The 20,985-nt window shown below is 61.6% G+C and carries 19 protein-coding genes; 9 read left to right on the top strand and 10 right to left on the bottom strand.

The window, feature by feature from the left end; all coding sequences use genetic code 11:
• Nucleotides 1-88: 88 nt before the first annotated feature.
• Nucleotides 89-2,146 (top strand): acetoacetate--CoA ligase, encoded by a 2,058-nt coding sequence (locus tag RCO31_RS05420; RefSeq protein ID WP_308967215.1) that lies wholly within the window; start codon nt 89-91, stop codon nt 2,144-2,146.
• 133 nt (nt 2,147-2,279) lie between these two features.
• On the opposite strand, the gene RCO31_RS05415 is transcribed toward RCO31_RS05420, so the two are convergent.
• Complete coding sequence (locus RCO31_RS05415) at nt 2,280-3,500, bottom strand: MFS transporter (protein WP_308967214.1); 1,221 nt, start codon at nt 3,498-3,500, stop codon at nt 2,280-2,282.
• Between the two features lie 332 nt (nt 3,501-3,832).
• Here RCO31_RS05415 and RCO31_RS05410 point away from each other — a divergent pair, with 332 nt between their 5' ends.
• The 3 genes from RCO31_RS05410 to RCO31_RS05400 all read left to right on the top strand — a co-directional run bounded on the left by RCO31_RS05410 (nt 3,833) and on the right by RCO31_RS05400 (nt 7,604).
• A complete protein-coding gene (locus RCO31_RS05410; protein ID WP_308967213.1) occupies nt 3,833-5,185 on the top strand; it encodes an esterase-like activity of phytase family protein in 1,353 nt (450 codons plus the stop codon).
• 215 nt (nt 5,186-5,400) lie between these two features.
• Nucleotides 5,401-6,012: a pyridoxamine 5'-phosphate oxidase family protein gene (locus RCO31_RS05405; protein ID WP_308967212.1), complete on the top strand. Its 612-nt coding sequence runs from the start codon at nt 5,401-5,403 to the stop codon at nt 6,010-6,012.
• A gap of 293 nt (nt 6,013-6,305) precedes the next feature.
• A complete protein-coding gene (locus RCO31_RS05400) occupies nt 6,306-7,604 on the top strand; it encodes an MFS transporter (protein ID WP_308967211.1) in 1,299 nt (432 codons plus the stop codon).
• 53 nt (nt 7,605-7,657) lie between these two features.
• Here RCO31_RS05400 and RCO31_RS05395 read toward each other — a convergent pair whose 3' ends face one another.
• Nucleotides 7,658-8,317, bottom strand: coding sequence for a TerC family protein (locus tag RCO31_RS05395; protein WP_308967210.1), 660 nt, complete (start codon nt 8,315-8,317; stop codon nt 7,658-7,660).
• Nucleotides 8,318-8,399: 82 nt separating this feature from the next.
• Between RCO31_RS05395 and RCO31_RS05390 the strand changes: the two genes are divergently transcribed.
• Entirely contained in the window at nt 8,400-8,843 is a 444-nt protein-coding gene (locus RCO31_RS05390; protein ID WP_308967209.1) for a helix-turn-helix transcriptional regulator, read from the top strand.
• The gene (locus tag RCO31_RS05385; protein ID WP_308967208.1) at nt 8,840-9,298 is read left to right on the top strand and encodes a hypothetical protein; all 459 of its coding nucleotides are present in this window, start codon (nt 8,840-8,842) and stop codon (nt 9,296-9,298) included. The genes RCO31_RS05390 and RCO31_RS05385 overlap by 4 nt, the downstream gene beginning before the upstream one ends.
• An 88-nt stretch (nt 9,299-9,386) precedes the next feature.
• On the opposite strand, the gene RCO31_RS05380 is transcribed toward RCO31_RS05385, so the two are convergent.
• Both RCO31_RS05380 and RCO31_RS05375 read right to left on the bottom strand, forming a co-directional pair.
• Nucleotides 9,387-10,094 (bottom strand): TerC family protein, encoded by a 708-nt coding sequence (locus RCO31_RS05380; protein ID WP_308967404.1) that lies wholly within the window; start codon nt 10,092-10,094, stop codon nt 9,387-9,389.
• A 327-nt stretch (nt 10,095-10,421) separates the two neighbouring features.
• Nucleotides 10,422-12,161, bottom strand: coding sequence for a hypothetical protein (locus tag RCO31_RS05375; RefSeq protein WP_308967207.1), 1,740 nt, complete (start codon nt 12,159-12,161; stop codon nt 10,422-10,424).
• A gap of 470 nt (nt 12,162-12,631) precedes the next feature.
• Between RCO31_RS05375 and RCO31_RS05370 the strand changes: the two genes are divergently transcribed.
• Nucleotides 12,632-13,504: a caspase family protein gene (locus RCO31_RS05370; protein WP_308967206.1), complete on the top strand. Its 873-nt coding sequence runs from the start codon at nt 12,632-12,634 to the stop codon at nt 13,502-13,504.
• A 15-nt stretch (nt 13,505-13,519) separates the two neighbouring features.
• On the opposite strand, the gene RCO31_RS05365 is transcribed toward RCO31_RS05370, so the two are convergent.
• Genes RCO31_RS05365 through RCO31_RS05345 form a run of 5 tightly spaced genes read right to left on the bottom strand, consistent with a single transcriptional unit; the run spans nt 13,520 to nt 18,512 of the window.
• Entirely contained in the window at nt 13,520-14,533 is a 1,014-nt protein-coding gene (locus RCO31_RS05365; protein WP_308967205.1) for a Gfo/Idh/MocA family oxidoreductase, read from the bottom strand.
• On the bottom strand, nt 14,530-15,600 hold the full coding sequence (locus RCO31_RS05360) for an isocitrate/isopropylmalate dehydrogenase family protein (RefSeq protein WP_308967204.1): 1,071 nt from the start codon (nt 15,598-15,600) through the stop codon (nt 14,530-14,532). Before RCO31_RS05360 ends, RCO31_RS05365 begins: the two co-directional genes overlap by 4 nt.
• Before the next feature lie 22 nt (nt 15,601-15,622).
• Nucleotides 15,623-16,933, bottom strand: a complete 1,311-nt coding sequence (locus tag RCO31_RS05355; RefSeq protein ID WP_308967203.1) for a TRAP transporter large permease — start codon at nt 16,931-16,933, stop codon at nt 15,623-15,625.
• Nucleotides 16,930-17,457 carry a TRAP transporter small permease gene (locus tag RCO31_RS05350; protein WP_308967202.1) on the bottom strand — a complete coding sequence of 176 codons (528 nt, stop codon included), beginning with the start codon at nt 17,455-17,457 and terminating at the stop codon, nt 16,930-16,932. Before RCO31_RS05350 ends, RCO31_RS05355 begins: the two co-directional genes overlap by 4 nt.
• 29 nt (nt 17,458-17,486) lie before the next feature.
• Nucleotides 17,487-18,512: a TRAP transporter substrate-binding protein gene (locus RCO31_RS05345; RefSeq protein WP_308967201.1), complete on the bottom strand. Its 1,026-nt coding sequence runs from the start codon at nt 18,510-18,512 to the stop codon at nt 17,487-17,489.
• A gap of 132 nt (nt 18,513-18,644) precedes the next feature.
• On the opposite strand from RCO31_RS05345, the gene RCO31_RS05340 reads away from it, so the two are divergent.
• Both RCO31_RS05340 and RCO31_RS05335 read left to right on the top strand, forming a co-directional pair.
• Nucleotides 18,645-19,289 (top strand): GntR family transcriptional regulator, encoded by a 645-nt coding sequence (locus tag RCO31_RS05340; protein WP_308967200.1) that lies wholly within the window; start codon nt 18,645-18,647, stop codon nt 19,287-19,289.
• 20 nt (nt 19,290-19,309) lie between these two features.
• The gene (locus RCO31_RS05335; RefSeq protein WP_308967199.1) at nt 19,310-19,957 is read left to right on the top strand and encodes an aspartate/glutamate racemase family protein; all 648 of its coding nucleotides are present in this window, start codon (nt 19,310-19,312) and stop codon (nt 19,955-19,957) included.
• 112 nt (nt 19,958-20,069) lie between these two features.
• On the opposite strand, the gene RCO31_RS05330 is transcribed toward RCO31_RS05335, so the two are convergent.
• Entirely contained in the window at nt 20,070-20,969 is a 900-nt protein-coding gene (locus RCO31_RS05330; RefSeq protein WP_308967198.1) for an HlyD family efflux transporter periplasmic adaptor subunit, read from the bottom strand.
• Nucleotides 20,970-20,985: the final 16 nt, after the last annotated feature.

The raw sequence follows: 20,985 nt of genomic DNA, 5'->3' as shown, positions 1-20,985 counted from the left end.
ATCCCGCGCACGAGCGCTATCGACTCATGCTCGGTCCCTTCGTAATTTCCAGCTAACGAAACCGACACGGAAACGCCAAGACCGCCTCATGAGTGCGCCATACATTCCCCAGATCGCCCTTTACCGGCAATGGCTGAAGGACACGCGCGGCCTGTCATTTGCCTCTTATGACGAGATGTGGCGCTGGTCGGTCACCGATCTCGATGCCTATTGGCAGAGCATCTGGGACTATTTTGCGATCCAGTCGCCGACGCCGCACAGCGCGATTCTTGGCCGGCGCGACATGCCGAACGCCGCCTGGTTTCCGGGCGCGCAGGTCAACTATGCGCGGCAGATATTCCGGCATGTGAAGGCGGCGAATCAGGCGGGGTTGCCGGCTGTGATCAGCCGCAACGAAAAAGGCTTGCAGCGCGAATTGTCATGGCCGGAGCTGAAGCGGCAATCCGCTTCACTTGCCCTGCACTTGAAGGCGCAAGGCGTGATGCCAGGCGATCGCGTTGCGGCCTACTTGCCGAATATCATCGAGGCGATGGTCGCTTTCTTCGCAACAGCCAGCATCGGCGGCATCTGGAGCATCTGCGCGCCGGATATGGGCACCGCGGCTGTGCTTGATCGATTCAAGCAGATCGAGCCGAAGGTGCTGATCGCCTGCGACGGCGTCAGCTACGCCGGTAAGGACCATGACCGGACCGAGGTTGTGAAAGAGTTACGTGCGGCGCTGCCGAGCGTGCAGCATGTCATTCTGCACGACAATCTCGGCACGGCCGCCGTTTCCGACACCGTTCGTTTCGCGGAAACTGTCGCGCGCGACGATGCGCAGACGACGGCGTTTGAGCCCGAATGGGTGGCGTTCGATCATCCGCTGTGGATCGTCTATTCCAGCGGCACGACCGGTCTGCCGAAGCCGATTGTCCACGGTCACGGCGGAATTCTTGTGATGTCGCTGGCCCTGAACGTGCTTCACAACGATGTCGGCTGCAGCTACGCGACGAATTCCTATGGTGAGCGCTATCACTGGTACTCGTCGACCGGTTGGGTGATGTGGAACTGTCAGACGAACGGGCTGCTCAACGGCACGACGTGCTGCATTTACGATGGCAATCCCGGAGGAGCAAAGGACAAGCCGGACTGGGGAACGTTGTGGCGCTTCGGTGCGGAAACCGGCGTGACGTTCTTCGGTGCGGGTGCCGCGTTCTTTGCCAATTGCGCGAAGGCCGATCTCGATCTCGCTGCCTGTGGTGACCTGTCCGCAATTCGCGCGATCGGAACCACCGGTTCGCCGATGAGCGAGGAGGCGCAGCGCTGGGGCACCGAACAGTTTGCGAAGCTCGCAGCAGCCAATGGCAATGCCGCGCAAGAGGACATCTGGTGGTGCAACATGTCAGGCGGCACGGACTTCGCCGGTGCTTTCGTCGGCGGAAACCGCGAGCTGCCGGTGATTGCGGGCGAGATGCAGTGCCGGATGCTCGGCTGCGCAGTCGAAGCGCTCGATGAAAAGGGAAAGCCGATCGTCAACGACGTCGGCGAACTGGTGTGTCTCGAGCCGCTGCCATCGATGCCCCTCTATTTTTGGGGCGACCAGGACAAGAAACGTTACCTCGCGAGCTACTTCGATATGTATCCGTCGAACTTCGACGGCTCTGGGCGCGGGCCGGCGTGGCGTCACGGCGACTGGCTGAAGGTCACGCCGAACGGCGGCTGCATCATTTACGGCCGCAGCGATGCGACCATCAACCGGCATGGGCTGCGCATGGGCACCAGCGAGCTCTACAGTGCGGTGGAAGTGTTGCCGGAGGTGCTCGATTCAATGGTGGTCGATCTCGAATATCTTGGCCGCGAAAGCTACATGCCGCTGTTTGTGGTGCTGCGAGAAGGCCTGCAGCTCGATGAGGCGATCAAGGCAACGATCTCAGGCGCGATCCGCAACGCTCTGTCGCCGCGTTTCGTACCGAATGGCATCTTCCAGGTTGCCGAGATCCCACGCACCCTGTCGGGCAAGAAGCAGGAGCTGCCGATCAAGAAGCTGCTGCTCGGACAGCCGATCGACAAGGTCATCAACCGCGACGCGATGGCAAACCCCGGCTGTCTCGACTGGTATGTCGGATTCGCCAACGCGCGCCTGCGTGACGAGAAGAAGGCTTCGTAGGCACTTGCCGTTGCAGGATCCAGCCCGATGCTGACGACATCGGAGTGCCGGTTCGCGCGTCGTGCCGCTCTAGATTCGTTTGTTTGGTCGCATTTTCTGCGGAAAACCGGTGCCCACTTTTCCGGAAAATGCTCTAGGCGGCCTCGGTCGCCGGCCGCCTTCGCTCGGTCACGAGGGCGAGCAGGACCGTCAGTGCCATGAAACAGGCAGCGAGCCAGAACACGCCGCGCGGCATTGACTGATCCATGATCCAGCCGAACAGAAGCGGCGAGATGATGCCGCTCATGTTGAACCCGGTCGAGACGATGCCGAACGCGCGGCCGGCGGCACCGGGCGGTGCAGCTTTGCGCACCAGCATGTCGCGAGACGGCGCGATCACGCCGCCAAGAAATCCGGCCAGCGTCATCATCGCGATCAGCAGTGCCGGATGTGGCGTCAACAGCGCAATCAGCACGATGATCACGACGTTGGCGGCGAAACAGGCGGCAGCGACGTCACCATGCCGGTGCGTGCGGTCGGCGAGAAAGCCGCCGGCAAGCACGCCCACTGCGCTCGCGCCGAGATAGGCGGTGAGCGCGATGTTTGCCGTGGAGAACAGGAGTCCGTAGCCCGTCATCAAGGAAACGACGCCGAAAGTGCTGATGCCGCTATTCGACAGGCCAAGCAGCATGAAGAAGACCGCGAGCATCAGGATTGCCGGCGTCAGCACACCTGACGAACCGGCGTCGGCGTCGGCGCCGTTCGCGGAGGCGGTCGCAGCGCTCGCTTCAGGAATGGGAAAGGCGACGATCAACAGCGCGACCAGAAAGCCTATCGCGCCTGAAGCCATCAGCGCGCCTGCGCCGCCGACCATCGCAACGAGCAATGCGACGATCGCGGGCGCCACCGCACCACCCAGGAAACCGGAGAAAGTGTGGATCGAGAACGCCCGGCCGATCCGCTTGCCGTCGATGTTCGCGGCGAGCAGCGCGTAGTCCGACGGATGATAGACGCTGTTGGCAAGCCCCAGCAGCGCGGCGCTGGCGATCAACCAGGGGTAGCTCAGGTTCATCCCCAACAGGACGAAGGCGGCGCCGCCGAGGCAGACGCCCAGCGTCAACAGTCTGCGCGCGCCGAACCTGTCGACCACATAGCCGAGTGGCGCCTGGGTCAGACCTGACACGACGGCAAACACGGTCAGTGCGAAGCCAAGTTCGACGAACCCGACGCCCAGTCGCTCCTTCAGGAACGGGAACAGCATCGGCAGCACAAGGATGACGTAGTGGCTGTACCAGTGCGCAATCGAGATGACGGTCAGGCTGCGCAGTTCCGACTGCGCTTCTGTCCGGTCCGAGCCGGCAACGATGTCGGCCATGTCGTTTGTGCTCCGTCTTCTTCTTGCGGCCCTTGCGCGTCAGACAGCTACCTGCTTCCGCCCCGGATTGTCCATCTCTGCCTCTTTATGCGGCAGGTAAGCGCCGATCGCGCGCCTATCGAGTGACTAGCCAACGGAACGATCGCTGCGGCCACGCCTGGTGCCGCCGGTACATCTGTCGCGGAGCCGACGCATTGATTATTCGACCGAATTATCAATGACTTATGCATCACGAGCGGCAAATGCCGACTGTCATCGTTCCTTCACCATGCCGTCAACGCCGCGCACTACCTCATGCAAAAAGCGGACACGTTCATCATCAGGAGCTCGCCATGCGAATTTCGTTTCTCTGCTCTGTTTCATTGGCTCTGATGATGTCGTCCGCAGCGTTCGCGGAAGGCGATTTCCCGGCGACGCTCGTCGGCCATGCGGTGCTCCCGGCGCAGACGTTCATCGATGCTCCGACAGATGCGCCTGCCGAGCTGAAGACCTCCGGCAAATACACGACTGGCCGCCGTGTCGAAACGCCCGGCAGCGTGATGGGCAAATCCTACGAGCGCCCGACTGGCGTTTCCGTGCCGTTCAAGGGGCAGCCGCTGCAGGGCCACTCGGGGATCAAGACGATGCCCGACGGCACCTTTTGGGTGCTGACCGACAATGGCATGGGGTCGCGCTACAATTCGGCGGATTCGATGCTCTATCTCAATCGCCACAAGATCGACTGGGCGAGCGGCAAGATCGAGCGACAGGAAACGATCTTCCTGCACGATCCCGACAGGAAGGTGCCGTTCCGGATCGTCCACGAAGATACTGCGAAGCGCTACCTGACGGGGGCCGACTTCGACACCGAAGGCTTTCAGGTCGTCGGCGACAACATCTGGATCGGCGACGAGTTCGGACCCTACGTCCTGAAGACCGACAAGGCGGGTAAGGTGCTCGCCGTATTCGAGACGATTGCCGACGGCAAGCCGGTGCGCTCGCCCGATCATTGGTCGGTCCAGACGCCCGCAACGCCCGGCGCGTCGTACGGCGCCGCGGTCAACCTCCGCCGCTCCAAGGGCTACGAAGGTTTTGCCGCATCGAAGGATGGAACGTTCCTCTATGCGTTGCTGGAAGGTCCTTTGTGGGATGCCGAAAAGAAAGATGTCGAGAAACTTGATGGCAAGGAAGCCGCACGCATTCTCGAGTTCGACGTAGCCGCGGAAAAGTTTACCGGTCGCTTCTGGCACTATGTCTTCGAGGCGAACGGTCACGCCATCGGCGATTTCAACATGATCGACGGTACGACCGGTTTGATCATCGAACGCGACAACGGCGAGGGTACGGCCGACAAGGCATGCCCGCAGGGCAGCCGCGGCGAAAGTTGCTTTGCCGATCTCGCCAAGTTCAAGCGCGTCTACAAGATCGAGCTTGGGGATGCTGCCGCAGGCAAGCCGGTTCGCAAGATTGCTTATATCGATCTGATGAAGATCCAGGATCCCAACAAGAAGGCAAGGAAACCGTTGAACGATGGCGTCCTGACGTTCCCGTTCTTCACCATTGAGAACGTCGACGTGGTCGATGACCGGCACATCGTCGTCGGCAACGACAACAACCTGCCGTTCTCGACCAGCCGCGAGCCTAACAAGGCCGACGACAACGAATTCGTGCTGTTGGACGTAGCCGAGTTCTTGAAGGCGAAGTAGCGCAATCGTCATTGCGAGCGAAGCAATCCTGTCGGCAGTTGCGACCAATGCCGCGCTGGATTGCTTCGTCGCCCCATAGGCGAGCGAAGCGACGCCGTTCTTCGAACGGCTATGCCTCGCAATGACGCGGGAATTTAGCTCCTGGGTGGCCGGCCATCTTGCTGCGCCAGCCGTCGAACGCTAGAACGGCGCCGCACAGGATAGCGGAGAGGACGATGTCGATCATTGCATCTGTTGAAGAGCTGGAAGCGATCTACGGGCAGCCCAACGATGCGTCGACCGTCAAGGTCGCCGACCGCATTACGCCGAAATACCGCAAGCTGATCGATGCCTCGCCGTTTGCTGCGCTCGCAACCGGCGGTCCTGAGGGTCTGGATTGTTCTCCACGGGGTGACGCTGCGGGCTTCGTCCGCATTCACGACGAAAAGACGCTGATGATGCCCGACAGGCGCGGCAACAACCGCGTCGATTCGCTGCGCAATATCGTGCGGGACCCGCGTGTCGCACTGTTGTTCCTGATTCCTGGCGTCGGCAGCACGTTGCGGATCAACGGGCGCGCCCATGTCTCTGTCGATCCAGCGCTCTGCGAGTCGTTCCTGACCGAAGGCAAGGCGCCGCGCTCGGTCGTGGTCATGACCGTGGACGAGATCTACTTCCAGTGTGCCCGCGCAATCGTCAGGTCCGATCTTTGGAATCCGGCGAAGTATCTGCGGGCGCAGGACCTGCCGAGCCCGGGCGAGATTCTCGCCAGCATGAGCGACAATCGCGTCGGCGGCGAGGAGTACGACCGCGCTTGGCCCGAGCGCGCGCAGAAGTCCTTGTGGTGATTTAGCCAAGGAAGGACTGGCCCTCGGCGGTCATCGCCAGCGAGGCAAGGTCGGGCGTCTTTGCGCGGTACAGCCGTTCGAAGAAGCGACGCCGTTTGACCGCCGCGAACACTTGACGCAATCCAACGCGGCAGTGTGGTTGGCTCAAAGCTGAATTTGCTCCGTTTCGATCGCGATAGCGGATCCCCTTTCCCTCCACGTTGTCAGGCTGCGAGCAAACCCTTTGCGAATAGGGCGCGGCGTGTTAGTCATATTATGATTATAATATAATAGATGATTTGCGAGACGTGCCCATGACCTCCGTTACGCCCGCCGAGACGCCGTTCCAGAAAATCCATTACGGCTGGATCGTCGCCGGCGCCACGTTCCTGTCGGGTCTCATCATGGCCGGCGCGGTCGGTGCGCCCGGCATCTTCATCATCCCGCTACAGCAGGAGTTCGGCTGGTCGACGTCTGATATCTCGGCAGCGCTGGCGATCCGCTTCTTTCTGTTCGGCATCATGGCGCCGTTCGCGGCGGCGCTGATGAACAAGTATGGTGTCCGCCGGATCGTGCTGATCGCACAATCGATCGTGGCCATTTCGCTCGTGACGTCGCTCTGGATGACCAGTCTTTGGCAGCTTTTGTTGCTATGGGGCATCGGCGTCGGCGTCGGAACGGGAATGACGGCGCTCGTGCTCGGCGCGACCGTTGCCACGCGCTGGTTCGTCGCCCGGCGCGGCTTCGTCGTCGGCGTGCTGACGGCAAGCGTTGCGACCGGACAGTTGATCTTCCTGCCGTTGCTCACGACGCTTGCGGTCGACTATGGTTGGCGGGTGGCGTTGATCGCGGTCTGTGCCGCAGTCGGATGCGCGGCACTTGTCATGCTGCTTGTGATGCGCGACCGTCCGTCGGACGTCGGCCTGCTGCCCTACGGCCATCAAGGTCTGCCGCCGCCTGCGCCGCCGCGCGCATCCGGATCGGTCACAGCCGCAGCGTTCGGAGCCCTGCGTGACGCCGCGCGCACAAGAGCATTCTGGATTCTGTTCGGGACGTTCTTTATCTGCGGCGCCAGCACCAACGGGCTGATCCAGACCCACTTCATCCCGATGTGCGTAGACTTTGGCCTGTCGCAAACCAAGGCCGCAGGCCTGCTGGCGGCGATCGGCGTCTTCGATTTCGTCGGCACCATCGCGTCGGGCTGGCTGGCAGACCGTTATGACAATCGCTGGCTGTTGTTCTGGTACTACGGTCTGCGCGGGCTGTCGCTCCTCTTCCTGCCGTTTACGGACTTCACCTTCTTCGGCCTCTCGGTGTTCGCCGTCTTCTACGGGCTGGATTGGATCGCGACGGTGCCGCCGACAGTCAGGCTGACGGCGCAGAAATTTGGCGCCGAACGGGCCAACCTCGTGTTCGGCTGGATCTTCGCCGGCCATCAGATCGGCGCCGCGCTGGCAGCTTTCGCCGCGGGCTTTTCGCGAACGATGCTTGCCACCTATCTGCCGGCGTTCTTCGCGGCCGGTGCACTCTGCATCGTTGCTGCAGTCATCGTGCTGATGATCGACGGGCGGCAGCGGTCGTCGACCGGGCTCGCGCCGTCATCTGCGTCCTAAAAAAATCGCGGCGCTTTCGCGCCGCGATCAATTTCGTTCAATGGTTATTTCCGCTACTGCGCCAGCGCGGTAACATGCGGCAAAACCTCGAAGGTGCCGCGATAGATCATCTCGAGCGCCACATAGAGAATGACGGCAAGACCGACATAGGCGATCCAGCGGTGGTTCTGTAGCAGGCGGGCGATGAAGCTTGCCGCGATGCCCATCAAGGCGATCGAAAGCGCGAGGCCGAACACGAGAACCCCGGGATGCTCGCGTGCCGCGCCCGCAACGGCGAGAACGTTGTCGAGCGACATAGACACGTCGGCGATGATGATCTGCCAGGTGGCTTGCGCCAGCGTCTTGCGCGGCCCGCGGACAGACGCGGTGCCGTCCGGGTTGACGTCCACGTCGAACGCCTCTTCGGTCGCCGCTTCCTCGCCGTGCTGGGCCTGCAGCTCACGCCACATCTTCCAGCAAACCCACAGCAGCAACAATCCGCCGGCGAGGAGCAGACCGACGATCTGCAGTAGTTGCGTGGTTGCGCCGGCGAATGCGATGCGAAGCACTGTCGCTGCGATGATGCCGATCAGAATCGCCTTCGAGCGTTGCTCTTGCGGCAAGCCCGCAGCGGCAAGTCCGATGACGATCGCGTTGTCTCCGGCAAGCACCAGGTCGATCATGATGACCTGCAACAGTGCGCTCAGCGCCTGGGCAGTAAGAAGCTCGGCCATGGGTCGGTTCGGTCCCTGTTCAGATTCGTTGGTTTTCGTGAGGGCTCATCGCGAGGCATGTCACTCCGGCGTTGCCGGAACTATGGCGGCGATCGACTTCAGTGCTGCGGCGAGGTTTGATACATGCAGAACTTATGCTAAGTCCAAATTCGCGCAGACAACTTCAGTGATGGATAGTTTAGTACACTTGAAACAACAAACCGATCAAGGCCTTTTGAAGTCGGAGGAGCCGATGCACTTCGCGCGGGCGGAACCTGAGGCAAAGCTTAAGCGTAAGCAGGCAGGAGCGTGGCTGAAGGGATTGAGGAACCGGGCTGGTTTGTCGCAGGTCGAACTCGCTGACCGACTGGGCCTCAAGTACTACACTTTCATCTCGCAGGTGGAGAATGGGTTCGGTCGCGTACCGACCGAGGCGATGGAGGGATGGGCAAGGGCGCTTGGCGAATCCCCGTCGTTGTTCGCGCGCAAGCTGCTCGAGTTCTACGACCCGGAGCTTCATCGGCTGTTGTTCGAGGATCAACCATGACAGCGCAGAACGTCGTTGCATTCCATGTGCCGGAGCGCCCGCATTGCTGGCGCCAGAACGAACTGCAGCAATTGGTATCGCTCTATTCCGCGCACGGCTCGCAGCGCGGTCGGGCTTCCTGGAGCGTCGGCAAGACCGAAACCGGCGATCCCCAGTTCTACATCGTCGGCGAGGCTCCCGACCTGGACTGCACGATGTGCGTGACGCGTATCGGCCGGCTCTACGTGCTCGAAGACGGCTCCGGTTGCGTGATTGCTGAGGACACCCGTCTCGACCGCATCGCAGATGCGGCCGCAAGGATGCTGACAAAGCCCCATCGGTTTGCGTTTGTGGCCCGGTCGCTGATCGGTCTTTGCGCCTTCAGGGTCGTGCTCGATCAGAAACTCGAATTCATGCTCGCCGAATCGATGGAGCATGTCAGCCGCTTCGTGCCACAGCTGGCAGCGTTCGTCTGAACGACAGCAAACGTCGGCCGCAACGCAATCGCGCCCCGAACGGGGCGCGACAACGTTTCTTGATCTTTCGTGGAGCCGCCGCTCAGCTTCAGGTCTGGCTCTGATGAGAATCGGCCACCGCCGGCTGACGTCGGCCGTAGCGAAGCCAGACGCCGATCGCGAGGACGAGCAGGGCGCCTAAGATCGCAAACGGCTTCTCGTAGAAATGTGCGGCTTCCGCGCCGAGATAACCGGCTACTCCGACATCGGTGACGAACAGCTCGCCGGCGATCCAGCCGAGCAATGCTGCACCGGCCCAGACCAGTACCGGGAAGCGGTCGAGCATCGCCATGATGATTGCGCTGCCCGCGATGATCATCGGAATTGAGATCCCGAGACCGATCAGCAACAGCAGCCAGCTGCCCTTTGCAACCGCAGCGATGGCGACGACGTTGTCGAGGCTCATGACGAGGTCGGCCACCGCGATCGTCATCATCGCCTTGAGCAGCGTATCGGCCGCGTTGATCTGGCCTTCGTCATCATGCGCCTTCGGCTTGATGAGATCGACAGCGATATAGAGCAACGCGATCGCGCCGGCGGCTTTGAGGAACTGTATGTTCATCAAAGTCGTAACGATGCCTGTGAAGATGATGCGCAGGATGACCGCTACGCCAGCGCCGAGAATCATTCCCCACAGGCGCGCACGGTCCGACAGCGAGCGGCACGCCATCGCGATGACGACGGCGTTGTCCCCCGACAGCAAGATGTTGATCCAGATGATCTGGCCGATTGCGAGCCAGAACGCGGTTTGATGCATATCCAAGATCTGTCCTCCACTGCTGCGGCATTCATGCCGTCGGCTGGGTTGTTGTATAGGCGCGCCGGATTCAGCCTCTTGCGACTGCAAACAACGTGCATCGATGCAGAGCGGCTGATTGATCCAGGGTGCAGATCCGCGGGCCGCGTCGGCATCGTCCAGTCCGACATCACAGCTTGCTCTTGAAGCTGTCAGAGGGGCCCGCACTGGTCGTTTGGTGCGCGCAATCTATTTCACAGATCGAAATCGAGACAATAGAAATTTCGACATCGTCGCCTTGCGATGAAGGCAAATGTCAGTTCTCGTCAGGAACAGTGATGTTGTGTTTCAAGAGTGCTGTATATGAGGCTGAAGCGCAGCTCTTGCGACCGCCAGTCCCATCAACACGAACGCCGACGTCACCTCGGGGCCTCCGACAAGAATTCGCGTCGGGGTCTTCATCTTATTCCATTCGTAAGCCTTGAACGGCGCGCGGAAGTTGCCTTCGCCGAAGCTCTCGACAATGGTGCGAAGCGCCGGTGCGAAGCTCTGCCGATCTGCGCCGAGATGACCGAGCGCCAGTAACGCGAGCGCCGCATCGAACGCGTTCATCTCCTTGGTGATCAGCTCTTCCTCGACGTAGGCGAGGACTGCGCGTCGTATCATGGAGAACGTATCGTTAGGATCGATGATCCGCTGCGTTACCTCGGGCAATGCGCGGAACGCAGCGTAACAGCGGCCGAAATAGGCCGAATACAGTTCGGGCAGGTAGTAAATGTGCGAACGCGGGTCGGTAAACGCGCCGCTCTCGACGATGCTGCGCTGGAAGCCGACGATGCGTTGAATGGTCTCGAGGCGCGACGGCGTCTGAAGGATCTTCCAGCGCTCGCAATTGCGGAAGCTGACTTCGAGTACATCGAGGTTCAACGTCGGATCGAGGTCGTTGCCGTAGGGGCGTTCGCCGGCAAGATTGTCGATCCAAGTCGCGATCGCGCCGTCATAGGCGATGTTGTCGTTCAACGGCACCGTGATCAGCGGTTCGTTGCTGCCGGGCCGCACCTGATAGCCGGCATAGAAATCCAGCAGCGGCTGATTGAGGATCGGATCGTCGGAGCCAGCCTGGGTCGCCGCAGAGAACGAGCATGCGGTGGTGTCGCAATCGGGCACGTAGATGCCGAAGCCAAGTTCTTCTTTGATCTGCGCAAAGAAGCGAGAGAAGCGCGGATGCGGTGGCGGTGCCAAAGCCGTGACGACGCTGAACCTTGCACCATCCTGCGATTGAACGTCCTCGCGGCTGGCGCCAAGACAGAATTCGACCATCTCCGCAATGGCGCGGCGCGCGGTCGCGGATTCCTCGTCGGACGGCAAGCCCGTTTCGACAAAGCTGAGCAGCGCCTCGATGAAGAAGGCGTCGTAATAGGCCGATCGATGACGGATTTGTACCGGCTCCCACATCGGCTCGGCGATCCCCTTCCAGCGGGGATTGATGACGTTGCTAGCGGCCGAACGCGCAATGAACACGCGTGCGAGGTTGAACAGCAGCGTGGAATTCTTGTAGCCGCGCGCGTTCAGGCCGGTCAGGGCCTTGATCAGCTCACGTCCCCGAAAATCCGGGTCGCCGATCAGATTGAAGGCCGCATAGGTCGGAAGGAATCCATTGCGGGCAAACGATTTCAGAAGGTGCTTGCCGCAGCTGCGGATGATCCGGTCGATTTCCGACTGGCTGGGCAGCTGCCCTGACGTCGTCAGCGGCTTCGGTTTTGGATGGTTGAGCTCGATCGTATCGAGCAGCTCCGCAAACGGCCGGCCGATCTCGGCCCAATCGGGATTTTCCTCGTCGCGCGCCTGCGCCAGCGCGCTTCGCAACGTCGCAAGCCGCGTTTCGTCGCCGAGCTCCGGAATGCCCGCCCGCCGCAACAAGGCCATCAGCGCCGGGTTCCGAAGCGCCGTTCGATAGAATTTGCCGAGATGCTCGTCGCCTGTGTGCCCGTTCAATAGGACAGGGTCACACACGTCATAGATGGAAGGGCCGTCCTTCCGGGCTGTCAGCGCCCGAAACGCCGCGCCCGCCATGTCAGGAATTCTCATAAATGCGCCCGTCCCCTTCCGGATGTGACTATCGCATGTCTGACGCGTGTCGTCATTTGCTCGTGAAAATCGGAGCTTCGCAGATACCTGGTCGCTGATGACGCGGCCAAGCTGCTGACATTGCTGAAAATCTTCAAGAGGGTGACTGTGAGGAGGGTCACAGAATTTGCACCGGTCTCAAGGCAGCCTCGCTACCAGCTCGCCTGTGGCCTTTGAAAACGAGGTTCCATCCAGGCGGCGACCGGCGCAAAAGAACGCGGGAACCTGAACCGGGCCTGCGCGCCCATATACCAAACGTAAACTGCCCATCAGGGAAAGTTTGCCAAGAGTATTAAGGGTTTGCTAATGTTGCGACGCCGCAAAATGAGCACATTTTTCCGGCACCGGAAACGCAAAATTTTCCATCACGCCGCCTGTGGCAAGGGACAGCGAGTATTCGTCGCGTGCTTAGGTTTGAGAGGAAGAAGTCCATGGACCTGAGCAAGCTTGGCGTTTCCCGCCGCTCGCTTGTCATTGCGGCTGCCGCTATTGGCACCGTGATCTCGCTTGGCCTTGGAGCCAACGCTGCCCTCAACAAGATCAGCAACGACGCTCGCGCGGCGGTCGCCAACATCGGCGGCCAGGTCGCGGAGAAGGACGCTGCCCGGGCCTCCCGCCTCGCGCTGGTGATCGGCAATAGCCGCTATCCCGATGCCAACGCGCCGCTCGCCCAGCCGATCAACGACGTCCGGGCACTGACGGCAGCGCTGCGTCAGGACGGCTTCGAGGTCGATGTGGTCGAGGATGCCACCCGGGAGGATCTGCAGAGAGCGGTCGATCGCCTCACCTCAAAGGTCCAGCGCGACTCCGTCGTGATGCTGTTCTATGGGGGCTACGGCATCCAGGCCGGGCGCGAAAGCTACATGATCCCGGTCGATGCCGCGATCTGGAAGGAAGGCGACGTCCGCCGACAAGGCACCAGCATTGAGTCGATTCTGGATGCGCTGAAGGATAGGGGTGCACGCGCCAGTCTCGTCGTGCTCGACGCTTCGCGCCGCAATCCGTTCGAGCGCCGCTTCCGGACCTATTCGCGCGGTCTGGCTGCAATCGACGCGCCGCAGAATGCGCTGATCCTGTCATCGGCGACTCCCGGCAAGGTAGTCGACGAATCGCAGGGCGAGAACAGCGTGCTGGTTTCCGAACTGCTGAAGAACATGAACACGCAAGGCGTTAGCGCCGAGCAGGTCTTCGCGCGGACGCGCAACGCGGTGTCGCGCAGTTCCGATGGCCAGCAGGTCCCGACGATATCGTCCTCGCTGATCGAGGAAGTCCGCTTCGGCACGGCGGCAAAGAGCGGCAGCTGACAGCGTCAGGTCAGGTCAGGTCAGGTTCTGAACCGGATCGACCAGGCGATAGGCCTCCTCGACGAGGCGCAGCGTCTTGAGATTGTCCGTAACATCGGTCTCGAACGGCGCACCCGAGCGCAACGTTTCAACGAAATGAGCGATCGTTGCGTCGAAGCTCGCCTGATAGGATTCGGCAAAAGCAAACGATGCCGTCTCCGGCATCACGCCGCGGAGCTCAAGGCGGTTGGATGAGAACCGGGCGGTGCCGCGCTCGAACACGAGAACCACATCATCGCTACTGCCTGCTTGCGCGCCTGGGATCGTGAGATTGCCCTCGATCGTTATCGGCGCTCCATGCCCAGTTTCGAGAAGGAGCGTCGCGCAAGTCTCACCGACGACGAGATTGCTGGTGCGCAATGCACTTGCGGCAATGATGTGCAACGGACCGGCAAGCCAGCGCACCACGTCGAGATGGTGAATGAGCGTCTCCGCAATCAGGAGCCGTTTTTCTGTGCTGAAGAAGGGCTGGCGTTCCAATGCGGGGTAACGTCCCATCTCATCCTGGAGAAGGCCCGCACTCTGCACGGATATGCGCCCTTGCAAGAGCCGACCTGGCGCCGCCTCATCGAGCCAGCGGCGAATGCGTCGATAGGCGGGGCGAAAGCGCCAGTTCTCGTGAACCATCACCCGCACCCGTCCGGCAATATCGGCTTGAAGATGCTTCGCCTCGTCGAAGGTCGTGGCCAAAGGCTTTTGGCACAGGACGGCGACGTCATGGTCGGCAGCAAGGCGCACGAGGTCGGCATGCGTCGCGCGCGGGCTGGCGATATCGACGACGTCGACCTTCTCCACTGCGAGGAGCGTAGCGAGATCCGGATAAATTGCCGGGACGTTGAATTCGCGCGCTCGATCAGCCGCGCGTTCAACATCGACATCCGCGAGTGCGACGACCTCGACCCCCTCGACCTTGCGCCACGCGACCAGATGATGTCGGCTGATCATGCCGGCGCCAGCAAGCGCAACACGCCGGACCTGCAACGATGTCACGATGGTTCTCGCAGAAGACCATCGCTGACAACTTTTCCGAACGAAGCGGTGCTCAGCGGTCCGCCCAGGTCGGGCGTGCACGTCTCAACCCTTGCCAAAGCTTGATCGATCGCCACATTGATCGCTTGCGCGGCTCGCGCCGGCTCGGATGCGCCGCTTTTCTCCGCGAGCCAATCGAGCAGCATCGCTGCGGAAAGGATGAGCGATGTCGGGTTGGCCTTGCCTTGCCCCGCAATGTCAGGCGCTGATCCATGCTGAGCCTGTGCGACGCATCTGGTCTCATTGGCGTTGATCGATCCGGCAAGCCCCAGACCGCCTGACAGCTCCGAGGCGAGGTCGGAAAGAATGTCGCAGTAGAAGTTGGTCGAGACGATCACGTCGAAGCGCGAGGCGTCGCGCACGAGCCACGCCGCCATGGCGTCGACAATGTATTCGTCGAAACGGACATCGGGATAGCCGCTGGCGACTGCGCGGACCTCCTCGAGAAAAAGACCATCCGTGAGAATGAAGTTGTTCGCCTTATGGACGGCTGTGACATGCTTCTCGCGCCGTCTCGCGAGTTCGAACGCCGCGATGGCGATGCGCCGGCAGGCGGGGCGCGTGATCTTGCGCAGTGATAGCGCGATGTCCTCCGTCGGCATGAACTCGCCCGACCCTTTATGCATATTGCGGTCGGGATACATCCCCTCGGTGCATTCGCGCATGATCACGAGATTCATGTCCGTGCCACGGTGAGGGACGCCGGGTCGCGTGCGTGCCGGCCGGACATTGGCATAGAGGTCGAGTCTGGTTCGGAACGCCGCCGAGACATTGACCCCGCCTTCGTTCCTCGGCGGATAGTCGAGATGGGAGATGGGACCGAGCAAGACGCCGTCGACCGTTCGTGCGGCATCAAGAACTGCGTCCGGAAGCGTCGTGCCGGTTTGGTGATAGGCCGCCCAGCCGATGTCCATTGTCTCATACGTGAGCCCGAGTCCGAACCGCCGATCAGCGGCGGCGAGCACTGCCAGCGTCGCGTCGGTAATTTCAGGACCGATGCCGTCGCCGGGGAGAACGAGGAGTTTCATGAATCGTCCGATCAATCAGATGTCAGCCGGCGGCTTTGAAGCCAAGCAGACGCGGGAGAAAGAGTGTCAGGTCCGGGAACAGGATAAGCGCCACGACGAGCCCGATAAGCATCAGCGTGTAGGGCATCGCGATCTTGACCAACTGTTCGTAGCCGAGCCCCGTAACGCGGATCAGCGCGTAGAGCACCATGCCGGTGGGGGGAGTCAGCAGCCCAAGCGTCAGCGCCAACGCCATGATGACGCCGAAATGGATTTCGTTGATCTGGAACTGATGCACGATCGGCATGAGGATCGGTGTGAGGATCAGAATCGCGGGCGTCTGGTCCATTGCGAGTCCAACGACCAGCCACAGCACCAACAGAAGCAGGAGCAGCACGACAGGGCTCTCGGTCAGACTTGCAAGGAAGCGGGCCAAATCGGCTGGTACCCCGCTGCGGACGAGGACCACCCCAAGCACTGACGTGAACGCGATGATGATCATCATGACCGCGGTGTCGATGAACGTGCCGCGGATCTCGGTGAGAATGCGACCCCAACCCACTTCGCGATAGACGAAGCCGGTGATGAGCAAAGCGTAGAGTGCCGCCACTGCGGCCGCTTCGGTCGGGGTGAAGAGGCCGCTATAGATGCCCGTGAGGATGATGGCCGGCGTCAGGATCGCCAGTATCGCGCGTCGGAATGCAAACCATACCTCAGACAGCGTCGCGCGCGATCCGGCGGGGAAGCCGTATTTCTTTGCGCAATACGCGACCCATGCCATGAAGATGGCGGCCATCAAAAGGCCGGGTACGATCGCTGCGAAGAACAGGGCGCCAACCGAGACCTGCGCCTGCACCGCATAGGCGACAAGCACGATGCTTGGTGGAATGATCGGCGAGAGCAGCGCGGAAGCCGCGGTGATGCCGGCGGAGAAGCGATGGTCGTAGCCGGCTTTCGTCATCGCCTTGATCTCGATCTGGCCGAGCCCGACGGCGTCCGCCGTGGCGGATCCCGACATGCCCGCGAACAGCACGCTGGCCAGCACGTTCGCGTGGCCTAGTCCGCCGCGGATCGGTCTCACCAGAACCGCGACGAAATCGAACAACCGCTCTGTAATTCCGCCGACATTCATCAACCGGCCGGCCAGGAGAAAGAATGGAATCGAAAGCAGAAGAAAGTCGTTCATCTTGTCGAGCGCGGTGCGCGCGATCATGGTCGCGACGCGGGGATCGAAAAGGTCGCCGAAAAACCAGGCTGCGCCGCCGAGCGTTGCGAAGCCGGCAGCGAATCCGACGGGCATGCCGAGCGAGATCAATACGATGATGAGGAGAAGAGCGACCAGCGCAACCATCATGACGTGGCGCTCCGTCCCCGCACTACCTCGAAGCGTCTCACGAGATCGGCGAGCACGAAGAGGATCATCAGCGCCGCTCCGAAGGCTTCCACACCGTAGAGCAGTGAAACCGGAAGCCAGGGCACGGTGACGAACGTCGTTCCGGCGTTCAATTCGATCAGAATCCAGGCGCCGCGAAGCCAGACGATCAGCAACAGAAGCGTTGCGAGGTCGAAGCCCACCGAAAGCAAAGCCTGAATACGCGCAGATGCGGCCGCATAAATAAAGTCGACCGCGATATGTTGCCGGCGTCGGATCGCGAGCGCGATACCGATCATGATCGAGGCGAGGAACAAGATCCGCGCCAGTTCCTCCGTCCAGTCGATCGAGATTTCCATGTACCGGGCGATCACCTGCAGCAAAGTCGCCAGCATCATCGCCACAAAGCCTGTGACGCCGACCCCTTCGAGTATGCCGTCAGTCCATGCCAGCACGGGATTGGGTTTGGGCGTGTCAGCGATCTCTGGCGTCACAGCGTCAGTCATGGCCTTGCTTGGTTGTTCGAGGACGGCGCTTACTGTGCGGCCTTGCGGATATCGTCCAGAAGGCCCGCCCGGCAGTTTGCCTGGGCGAACTTTTCAACGACGGGCATGGCGATGTCGCGGAAAGCGGCTATGCTGGCCGGCACGGCTTCGGTGCCGACGTCTTTCTTCATGCGCGCAATAAGATCATCAGTCTCGCTTGCGACCGCCTGATTCAACCGGTCGATAGCTTCCTTCAGCGTCTCATCGAATATCTTGCGCTGATCAGGTTTCAAGCTTGCGAGGAATTTACTGTTTGCTGTGATGACGTTGTAGCTCCACACATGTCCGGTGAGGTTGATCGTTTTCTGAACCTCGTAGAGCCGGTCACCGAAGATCGTCGGGATCGGGTTTTCCTGGGCGTCGAAGACGCCCTGACGCAGGGCGCCGTAGAGCTCCGACACGGGCAGCGGTCCTGGCAGAGCGCCATAGGCCGAAAACACCTGACTGCGGAGCGGATTCGTCACTCGGATTTTGACCCCCTTCAGGTCCGCGGGCTCACGGATCGGCTTATTCGCAGTGATATGCCGTGCGCCGCGTGCGCCGATGCCGACGATCTCGATGCCGTAGCGCCCCTTGAGCTTGTCCGAGACCTCCTTGCCCAGCGCGCCGGTCCATACGCGGAATCCATGCTGCTCGTCCTTGAAGACGTACTCTGCCTCCAGGCACTGATATTCCTTGAGAAGGCGGTGGACGACGACGGGCCCGGCGATGTGCATCTGCACCTCGTTCGTCGCGAGTTGCTGCAGCAGTTCCTGATCGCCGCCAAGGGCGCCGCCCGACGAAAACTCCATCTTGATCTGGCCGTTCGAGCGCTTCTCCAGTTCGTCTTTCCAGCGCAGGATGGCCTGCGAGCTCAAGTCCTGCAGGCCATTGGTCGTAGCAAACGTGAAGCGCAGGTTTTGTGCGCAAACGGGAGACGACACGGCGCTCATGACGAGCGCGGCAAGGATGAGCGGACGTATCCTCATGGCGTTTCCCCGTGCTTGTGCATTTGTTATTATAATTTTCGTATACATTGATCGAACCATAGCGGCCATGGTAAGTCAACTCACGGCTCCAAAGCCGTGCGCGTGGCCTTCGTGCCAGACCACCAAGCAAAATCGAGGTCAGTGAAGACGATGTTGGAGTCCGGTTCCGAACGTCGCTCGATGACCGAGACGGCTTATGGCGAGCTGAAGCGCAAGATTTTGCGCAGTGAGCTCGCGCCCGGAGCGCATTTTCTGGAGGAAGAGCTCGCCGTCATGCTTGGCATGAGCCGCACTCCCGTGCGCGAAGCCGCAGTACGGCTTGAACAGGAGGGCTTTCTGGAGATCGTGCCGCGACGCGGCTTTCGGGTCACCCGGCTCTCCAAGCGCACAGTTCGAGAGATCAATGAGGTGCTCGAGTGTCTTGAGATACAAGCTGCCGAGCGCCTCGCCGCACGACGAATCGCGGCAGACGATCTGAAGCTGCTCGAGGATGCAGTCGCCCGAATGGATGTCGCGCTGGAGAGCGAGGACGCGCAGGCCTGGGCGCAGGCCGACTACGAATTCCATACGTTGCTGATCGTTTTGTGCGGCAACCAGCATCTTGCCGAAGTTGCGAAGAACTTTCTCGACAAAGCGCACCGGTTCCGCCTGATGACGTTGCAGCTGCGGGCGAAGCCGGTCTACTCGAATGTGAATCACGCTGCTGTCGTTGAAGCCGTTCGGCGCAACGACCCGCAAACCGCCCAGGACATTCATCGCGCCCACAAACGGCGTTGGGCGCGCGAGCTTTCCGACCTGCTCGAGCGCCTTGATCTGCCCGAATAGAACCAGCGCTGGAGGCTCAAGTGACACGCATTGCTCTCATCCATGCGGTGGCGGTCGCGATCGATCCGGTCAAGGAGGCTTTTGCCGAGCTCTGGCCGGATGCGGACCTCGTCAATGTCTTTGATGACTCGCTGAGCGTCGACCGGGCGCGCGACGAGGCGCTCACACCGACGATGCGACGGCGCATCGCCGACTTAGGACGCTATGCGCTCAGCACCGGTGCGCATGGCGTGCTCTACACCTGCTCCGCCTTTGGCTCGGCGATCGACGCCTTCGCCGCGTCGGCCGGCCGGCCGGTCCTGAAGCCAAACGAAGCCATGTTCGGCCGTGCGCTGGCAGCCGGGCGGCGGATCGGCATGCTCGCGACCTTCAAACCGTCGGTCGATTCGATGGAAGAGGAATTTCGCACCCTGGCGGCGGCCACGGGTTCCCAGGCCTCGATCGAGACGGTTCTCGTCGAGGAAGCCATGGTTGCGCTCAAGGAAGGCGACGCCGACACTCACAATCGCCTGCTCGCCGAGGCCGCGCCGCGGCTCGACGGCTGCGACGCGATCATGCTGGCGCACTTTTCGACGTCCAGAGCGTTTGCGGCAGTGTCCCGGACGAGCCAGTTGCCGGTGCTGACCAGCCCTCGCGCGGCAGTCGAAGAGCTTCGAGCGCGCTGCTGACAAATGTCCGGGCTCTAGCTCCCCGGAGCCGGAAACCCCTTTTACGCATGCTTTGTTTCAAACAGGCAATGCGTACTGAGGCGCACAGGAGATTCTCGCTCCGATGCGCACCCTATTTCGTCGGAGTGTCGTCGATGTTGACGGTGCGGACCGGATCGCCCTCGCGCAGCAGTGCGCCGGCACGCGCGACGACGACGTCGCCTTCGGCCAGGCCTTCCTTGATTTCAGCCTGCCTGGCGGACGTCAGTCCAACCTCGACTTGGCGAGTCTCCACTCGTTGCCGCCGCACGACCTGGATGACCGCGCCGCCGTTACCGTAAAGGATCGCCGTCAGGGGCACCGCGACGTTGCAGCTCTCGCCGGTTTTGATCGTGGCCCGGCCGGAGGCATTGACGAGCAGGCGGGGTTTCGGCGTGGTGACCTGAATGCGCACTTGGCCGACCTGCCTGACCGGGTCGATCGTCGACGAGACGCTGCGCACCTGGCCCTGCACCGACGGAGCGCCGACGACCCGAATGGTCGCGGCCTGACCTACCGCCAGCGCCGGCATGTCCTTGGCAGGCACATCGCCGACCATCTCGAATTCGCCGCGCGCAATGATGCGGAACAGCGGTTCGGCGCGCGCCGATGCCATCGTGCCGACGACAGCGCTGACGTTGCTGACCGTGCCGGCGGCCGGTGCAACAAGGGTGACTTCGGCGCCGTCCGGCGGCGCAAGTCGAACCAGAGCCTGCCCGGACGTGACCGTCGCGCCGGGATCTACGAGAACCTGCGAAATCCTCAGGCCTTCGCGGGGCGGGGTAACGGCAACTTCCTCGACCGGCAGAAGCACGCCGAAGACCTCGGCGGTCGCTGCGAAGCAGGCCTTCGCGGCCTTGACGACCGTCACCGTTACACCTTTCGGGCTGTCTTGCGCCAAGGCCATTTCCGGCAGCAACACGCAGGCGGCCGCGAGCACGGCGGCGCGCGCGCACTGGCCTCTGCTCATCCATTCACGACCGGTCATCAGCATCGGGTTTTTCCGTCAA

The sequence above is a fragment of the Bradyrhizobium sp. LHD-71 genome, from assembly GCF_031157255.1.
Lineage (GTDB): Bacteria > Pseudomonadota > Alphaproteobacteria > Rhizobiales > Xanthobacteraceae > P52-10.
Note: the sequence above shows the minus strand (reverse complement) of the source record. Positions and strands in the feature narration are given on the sequence as shown.